The 6,874-nt window shown below is 70.4% G+C and carries 7 protein-coding genes; all 7 read right to left on the reverse strand.

Annotation, left to right across the window (positions count from 1 at the left end; all coding sequences use genetic code 11):
• Nucleotides 1–186: 186 nt before the first annotated feature.
• The gene (locus tag VF584_22580; GenBank protein HEX8212979.1) at nt 187–930 is read right to left on the reverse strand and encodes a hypothetical protein; all 744 of its coding nucleotides are present in this window, start codon (nt 928–930) and stop codon (nt 187–189) included.
• Nucleotides 927–1,490 carry a hypothetical protein gene (locus VF584_22585; protein ID HEX8212980.1) on the reverse strand — a complete coding sequence of 188 codons (564 nt, stop codon included), beginning with the start codon at nt 1,488–1,490 and terminating at the stop codon, nt 927–929. The genes VF584_22580 and VF584_22585 overlap by 4 nt, the downstream gene beginning before the upstream one ends.
• Entirely contained in the window at nt 1,487–2,314 is an 828-nt protein-coding gene (locus VF584_22590) for a PHP domain-containing protein (GenBank protein ID HEX8212981.1), read from the reverse strand. The genes VF584_22585 and VF584_22590 overlap by 4 nt, the downstream gene beginning before the upstream one ends.
• Before the next feature lie 361 nt (nt 2,315–2,675).
• Nucleotides 2,676–2,960 carry a F0F1 ATP synthase subunit epsilon gene (locus tag VF584_22595; protein HEX8212982.1) on the reverse strand — a complete coding sequence of 95 codons (285 nt, stop codon included), beginning with the start codon at nt 2,958–2,960 and terminating at the stop codon, nt 2,676–2,678.
• A complete protein-coding gene (gene atpD / locus VF584_22600) occupies nt 2,960–4,441 on the reverse strand; it encodes a F0F1 ATP synthase subunit beta (GenBank protein HEX8212983.1) in 1,482 nt (493 codons plus the stop codon). Before atpD ends, VF584_22595 begins: the two co-directional genes overlap by 1 nt.
• 12 nt (nt 4,442–4,453) lie before the next feature.
• Nucleotides 4,454–5,320 (reverse strand): ATP synthase F1 subunit gamma, encoded by an 867-nt coding sequence (gene atpG / locus VF584_22605; protein HEX8212984.1) that lies wholly within the window; start codon nt 5,318–5,320, stop codon nt 4,454–4,456.
• Nucleotides 5,321–5,413: 93 nt separating this feature from the next.
• Nucleotides 5,414–6,874: F0F1 ATP synthase subunit alpha (atpA, locus tag VF584_22610; protein HEX8212985.1), on the reverse strand; the 1,461-nt coding region annotated here is incomplete at its 5' end.

A 6,874-nucleotide genomic window follows, 5' to 3' on the forward strand; every position in this document is an offset into this window, starting at 1 on the left:
TGCGCCCTTTCTTCGCTTGGCCGGATATCCTCCGGCCCCCACTCGAAAGCCCGCCTATCCCGTTGCCGGGACAGGCGCACACGTCAGACACACCATGGGTGCTGACCTTTCCTTCTACCCTTCCCATACCCGAGTTGTCAAAAAACCGTTGCCAGCAAAAATTCCGCTGGCGAGCCCGTCAATGTATCATCCTTGCTCGCGATCGTCAACGGCCCGAGGACCGTCCTGCGTCGTTTCCGCGACATCAGCCTCGCGAGGGGCGCCTAGTATATACGAGTCCACCGGACCCGTCAAGGCCTTGTGGGAACCGGATTTGGCCAGGTTGGTGATGTCGCGCCCACGCCGCCCGCGCGAGGGGGGCACGGGCCAGACGAGGCGCGTTGCGAGCGCCCACATCGCCATGGCGGCGAAGCCGAGAAGCTGGCCCGCGGGGCGGATCGGCTGGTGGTCCGCGAAGACGCGGCGGGCGCCCTGCGCCATGTCGCCCACGCCCAGCAGATCGCCGGGCTGCGGGCCGACGCCCCACAGCACGGGGATCACGGAGTAGCGGAGGAGCGCCATCAGCAGCGAAAGCGTCGCCAGCCCGAAGACGATGCGCCGGCGCGGGCCGCGAGAGAGCGCTCCCCACCCCGAAAGCGCCAGCGTGGCGACGACCACCCACTCCACGACGCCGGGCGGAGGAAAGAGGAACTCGGCGATCTGCGCGGTGGCCAGCGTGCCGTAGATGACCGCCGCCCACCCCGCCACCCCCGCGGGCGACGTCCAAGCGTGCCGCTGCAGGAGGACGTAGGTGAGGAGGAGGGCGAACACTCCCTCCACGATGCCAAAGGTGCGGTACTGCACCCCCGTCTCTACCGGCGCGATGCCGGCGACCGCCGCCGCGCCCAGGAAGAGGAGCGCGGCCGCGACGGCGCGCTGCGCGGCGGTCATCGTTGCGGAATCCATTCGAGCGGCCCGGGGCGCAGCTTGCGGTCGATGTTCGCCAGCAGCGCCGCAGCGCGGGTGCGGGTGGCGGGCGCCAGCGGCACGGAGCCGGCGCGCTGCACGGCCGCCTTCGCTTCCTGCAGGAGCTGCGTGTTGTCGCCGCGGTACCAGGGGGCGGCGCCGGCGGCCAGCATCAGCTCCGCGCGGTCCAGGGTGGCGGTGGCCCAGAGCTCGGTGGCCATGGCGGTCTGGGTGGAGTCGCCTGCGTTCTCGCGGGCGGTCCACGCTTCCCCCTCCGCCTCCGCGTAGCGCGCGATGGCGCCCGCGGTGTCGCCCGAGGCGGCGGCGCGCAGGGCGGCCTGCACGCGCTCGCGGGCACGCGACACGCGCGGAGTGAAGGCGTCGGGCGCGACGGCCACCCACGTCCTGCTGCCGACTTCCGCGGCGGTCTGCGGGGCGCCGCGGTAAAGGAGCGCCACCACCACCGTGAGCACGGCCAGGAGCACGAGCCCCGGAATCACCCAGGGGTCGCGCAGGGGGTTCGCGGGGGCGGTGGGTTTGGTCATGACAGCGCCGGGAGGCGGGGATCGAGCAGGGCGCTGACGTCGCTGTACTTCACGGCGAACTCGCCCAGCGGGCCGCGGTGCGTGCTGTGCCAGTCCGAGCCGCCCGTGCGCAGCAGGCCGAGCGTGTTGGCGGCCGTCTCAAAGAGGTGCGACTCCACCGGCGGGGTGTTGGGGCGGTAGCACTCCAGCCCGTCTAACCCCCAATCCGCGAAGGCGCGTACGTACTGGTCGAAGATGGCGATCTCCGGGTGCGCCCACACCGCGACCCCGCCGGCCGCGTGGATGTCCTCGATCGCCTGGCGCACGCCGGGGAAGTCGCTGCGCACGAAGGCGACTCCCTTGTCCCCGATGTAGCGCTCGAAGGCCTCGGAGTAGTAGCGGGTCTGGCCGCGCTCTAGGAGGGCGCGGGCCAGGTGCGGGCGGCCGATGGCGGACGAGTCCGGGCCGGCGGCGCGCTCCACGTCCTCGTAGTCGACCTCGATCCCCATCCCGTTGAGGTTCGCCACCATCCCGCGCATGCGGCCGGCGCGGCGCTCCACGGCGCTCACCTGGTGGCGCGTGACGGAGGGGGCGTGGTGGTCAATGAAGTAGCCCAGGATGTGGATCTCGTGGTCGCCCTCGCGCGTGCTCATCTCGATGCCCGGCACCAGTTGCAGCGGGTGCGCCGCGGCGGCCGCGATGGCTTCGTCCACGCCGGCCACGGTGTCGTGGTCGGTGATGGCGATCACGTCGAGCCGCGCGCTGGCGGCCATCTGCACGACCTGTGTGGGTGAGCAGTGCCCGTCAGAGGCGTGGGTGTGGATGTGCAGGTCGATCCGTTTCATGCATCCCCAGGATGAGATATCACCGGCGGGCCTCGGTGGCCCGCCAGTGAAGGATGCATCCCCCGCGCCCGCTTGGGAAGGCGGGGTGGGCGGTGGAGGGCCATCCCGACGCCGAAATCAGGCCCGGCCGGCGGTTGAAACCGCTGCAACGACCGCGGGAAACCGGGGGATGGTTCCCCCGGCTGGGACCACGGGAAGGCGGCTGAAGCCGGCTCGTGCACACCGGCATTGGACCCAGAGTCCGCGGAGGCGGACTTTGTGCTGTTGTTGCAGCGAGTTCACTCGCCCGGTCGTAACCAGAAACAGCCCCCGGCACGCTTCCGCGCCGGGGGCTGTCTTTCGTGCTGACCTGCACCAGTCGTCAGGCGGCGGTGGCGCGCTCGCTGAGGACGGTGATGACGTTGTCGACCACCTGGAGGAAGCCGCCGGAGACCTGGAACTGCAGGGTCTCGCGGCCGTTCTCGATGCGCAGGACGCCCTCGCCAAGCAGGGCCATCAGCGGGGCGTGGCCGCGCAGGATGCCGAGCTGGCCGTTCCACGCCGGGGCCACCACCGAAGTGGCGTCGCCCTCGTACACCGTCTGCTCGGGCGAAAGGACGGAGACGCGCATGGCGCCCGCGCCCGTGCCCGCGGCGGGGGCCGCCATCAGCCGCCCTGCTCCAGGCGCTGCGCCTTGTCGATGGCGCCCTGGATGCCGCCCACCATGTAGAACGCCTGCTCCGGGAGGTGGTCGAACTCGCCGCTCACCACGCGCTCGAACGACTCCACGGTGTCCTCCAGCTTCACGTACTCGCCCGGCGTGCCCGTGAACTGCTCGGCCACGAAGAAGGGCTGCGACAGGAAGCGCTGGATGCGGCGCGCCCGGCCCACGATCACCTTGTCCTCTTCGGTGAGCTCGTCCATCCCCAGGATGGCGATGATGTCCTGCAGCTCCTTGTAGCGCTGCAGGATGCGCTGCACCGAGGTGGCCGTGCGGTAGTGGCGCTCGCCGATGTACTGCGGGTCCAGGATCCGGCTGGTGGAGTCGAGCGGGTCCACGGCCGGGTAGATGCCCAGCTCCGAGATCGCGCGCGAGAGCACCGTGGTGGCGTCAAGGTGCGCGAAGGCGGTGGCCGGCGCCGGGTCCGTGAGGTCGTCGGCCGGCACGTAGATGGCCTGCACCGAGGTGATGGAGCCCTCGTGCGTGGAGGTGATGCGCTCCTGCAGCGCGCCCATCTCGGTGGCCAGCGTCGGCTGGTAGCCCACGGCCGAGGGCATGCGGCCCAGGAGCGCGGACACCTCGGAGCCGGCCTGCGTGAAGCGGAAGATGTTGTCCACGAAGAAGAGCACGTCCTGCTTCTCCACGTCGCGGAAGTACTCGGCCACGGTGAGGCCGGTGAGCGCCACGCGCAGGCGCGCGCCCGGCGGCTCGTTCATCTGCCCGTACACCAGGGCCACGTTGCTCTCGGCGAGGTTCTCTTCCTTGATGAGCCCCGCCTCCTTGAACTCCAGCCAGAGGTCGGTGCCCTCGCGGGTGCGCTCGCCGACGCCGGCGAACACGGAGCGGCCGCCGTGGCCGCGCGCGATGTTGTTGATCAGCTCCTGGATGACGACCGTCTTGCCCACGCCCGCGCCGCCGAAGAGGCCGATCTTGCCGCCCTTCACGTACGGGGTGAGGAGGTCGATCACCTTGATCCCCGTCTCCAGCACCTCGGCCTTGGCCTCGAGGTCCACGAAGCGGGGGGCCGGGCGGTGGATCGGCCAGCGCAGCGTGTCGGCGGGGATGACGCCGGACTCGTCCACCGGCTCGCCCAGCACGTTGAGGATGCGCCCCAGCGCGGGGGCGCCCACCGGCACGGTGATGGGCGAGCCCAGGTCGTGCACGTCCATGCCGCGCACCACGCCGTCGGTGGACTCCATGGCCACGGCGCGGACCTGGTGGCGGCCGATGTGCTGCTGCACCTCGAGCGTGATCTCGACCGCCGGCTGGTCACCGCTGGCGGCGCGCCTCACGCGCAGGGCGTTGTAGATGTCCGGAAGCTGGCCTTCGAACTCGGCGTCGATCACCGGGCCGATGACCTGCACGACGCGGCCCGTCTTGACGGCGGGGATGGGAATGGTGGCCTGCTCAGGGGCAACGGTAGCCATTTGGGTCTCCTGTTATTCGAGGGCGGCGGCGCCGCCGACGATCTCGGCGATTTCCTGCGTGATGGCGGCCTGGCGCACCCGGTTGTAGGTACGGGTCAGGGCGTTGAGCATGTCGCCGGCGTTGTCGGTGGCGTTCTTCATGGCGGTGCGCTGGGCACCGTAGAAGCCCGCCGTGGTCTCCACCAGCGCCCGGTACACCCCGTTCCGCACGTACAGCGGCAGGATGCGCCCCAGGATCTCGTCGGCGCCGGGCTCCAGCACGTAGTCCACCTCGCCGCCGCGCCCGGTGTCTTCCGGCGCCTGCACGGGGAGGAGCTGCAGGGTGGTGGGCGGGGTGGAGAGCGCCGAGTTGAACTTGGCGTACACCACGTACACCGCGTCGAAGGTGCCGGCCACGAAGCCGTCCATCAGCGAGTTGACGAGGCGCTCGGCGTCCTCTGCCGAGGGGCGGTCGCCGATGTCGCTGACGGCGTTCCCCAGCGTCTCGCCCTGGTAGCGGAAGAAGGAGATCCCCTTCTTGCCGGCCACGTGGAGCTCCACCTCCACGCCGCGCCCCCGCAGGTCGCGGAGGAGGTTGCGGCCTTCGCGGATCAGGTTGGCGTTGAAGGCGCCGCTCAGCCCGCGGTTGGAGGTAAGGAGGAGCACCGCCGCGCGCCGCACCGTGGCCGGCTGGCGGAGGAGCGGGTAGCGCGCCGCCAGCTCCGGCGTAAGGAGCCGCCCGATCACCTCGCCGAGCCGCTCCGCGTACGGCCGTGCGGCCGCCACGCGGTCCTGCGCGCGCTTGAGCTTGGACGTGGCGACCATCTCCATCGTCCGCGTGATCTTGCGCGTGTTCTGGACCGAGCGGATGCGGTTCTTGAGTTCTCTGGCTTTAGCCATGACCGATTAGGGATGAGGGATGGGGGATGGGGGATGAGGAAAGAAACCGACTGCGGTTCCCAATCCCCCATCCCTCATCCCCAGTCCCTGCCGTTAGTAGCTCTGCCGCGCGCCCGCCGCGTTCCCTTCCGGCCGGGCGGCGAGGCGAAGCTGCTCCTCGCTCATGTGCCGGTCGGCGGCGGTCTCGTTCAGGATCGGCGAGTTGGCGTAGGTGTCGGTGCCCACCGGCGAGTGCGGGTCGGCAAAGAGCTCGGCGTAGTGCTCGATTGCGCGCACCAGCGCCTGCTCGTTCTCCTTGGACAGGTCGCGCGTGTTGCGGATGTCGTCCAGGATCTCCGGGTGCTGCGTGCGCAGGAAGATGTGGAAGTCGCGACCCCACGGCTGCACCTGCGCCACGTCCACGTTGTCCAGGTAGCCGTTGGTCAGCGCGTAGATGGTGGCGACCTGGTACTCCACCGCCATGGGCGAGTACTGGCCCTGCTTCAGCACCTCCACCGAGCGGGCGCCGCGCGCCAGCTGGCGCTGCGTAACCGGGTCCAGCTCCGATCCGAAGGCGGCGAACGCCTCCAGCTCGCGGTACTGCGCCAGCTCGCCCTTGAGCTTGCCGGCCACCTTCTTCATCGCCTTGATCTGCGCCGCGCCGCCCACTCGCGATACCGAGATGCCGACGTTCACGGCCGGGCGCACGCCGGAGTAGAAGAGGTTCGACTCCAGGAAGATCTGCCCGTCCGTGATGGAGATCACGTTGGTCGGGATGTAGGCCGACACGTCGCCGGCCTGCGTCTCGATGATGGGGAGCGCCGTCAGCGACCCGCCGCCCATCTCGTCCGACAGCTTGGCCGCGCGCTCAAGGAGGCGGCTGTGCAGGTAGAAGACGTCGCCCGGGTACGCCTCGCGGCCCGGCGGGCGGCGCAGCACCAGCGACATCTGCCGGTACGCCACGGCCTGCTTGCTGAGGTCGTCGTACACGCACAGGGTGGGGAGCCCCTTCCCCTGCTCGTTCTTGGTGTACATGAAGTACTCGGCCAGCGCGGTGCCAGCGTACGGCGCGATGTACTGCATGGGCGCCGGGTCCGAAGCCGAGGCGGCCACAACGATGGTGTAGTCCATGGCGCCGGCGTCGGTAAGGCGCTGCACCACGCCCGCGATCGTCGAGTTCTTCTGGCCGATGGCGACGTACACGCAGACGACGCCCTGGCCCTTCTGGTTGATGATCGTGTCGATCGCGATCGCCGTCTTGCCGGTGCCACGGTCGCCGATGATCAGCTCGCGCTGGCCGCGGCCGATCGGGATCATCGCGTCGATCGCCTTGATGCCGGTCTGCAGCGGCTCCTTGACGGGCTGGCGCTGGACGACGCCGGGAGCCTTGACCTCGGCGGGCCGCGACTCCTCGAGGTTGATGTCGCCCTTGCCGTCGAGCGGGTTGCCGAGCGGGGCGACGAGGCGGCCGAGCAGGCCCGCGCCGACGGGGATCTCGAGCTGCTTGCCGGTCCGCTGGACCGTGTCGCCCTCGCCGATGTGCGCCCACTCGCCGACCAGCACGGCACCCACGGG

The organism is Longimicrobium sp. (assembly GCA_036389135.1).
In the GTDB taxonomy this organism is placed as follows: domain Bacteria; phylum Gemmatimonadota; class Gemmatimonadetes; order Longimicrobiales; family Longimicrobiaceae; genus Longimicrobium.

Bases quoted from the DNA above. Each gene is read 5' to 3' on its own strand.
- VF584_22595 (HEX8212982.1), bottom strand. From the start codon at position 2,960: ATGGCGGCCCCCGCCGCGGGCACGGGCGCGGGCGCCATGCGCGTCTCC.
- VF584_22585 (HEX8212980.1), bottom strand. From the start codon at position 1,490: ATGACCAAACCCACCGCCCCCGCGAACCCCCTGCGCGACCCCTGGGTG.
- VF584_22580 (HEX8212979.1), bottom strand. From the start codon at position 930: ATGACCGCCGCGCAGCGCGCCGTCGCGGCCGCGCTCCTCTTCCTGGGC.
- VF584_22590 (HEX8212981.1), bottom strand. From the start codon at position 2,314: ATGAAACGGATCGACCTGCACATCCACACCCACGCCTCTGACGGGCAC.
- atpD (HEX8212983.1), bottom strand. From the start codon at position 4,441: ATGGCTACCGTTGCCCCTGAGCAGGCCACCATTCCCATCCCCGCCGTC.
- atpG (HEX8212984.1), bottom strand. From the start codon at position 5,320: ATGGCTAAAGCCAGAGAACTCAAGAACCGCATCCGCTCGGTCCAGAAC.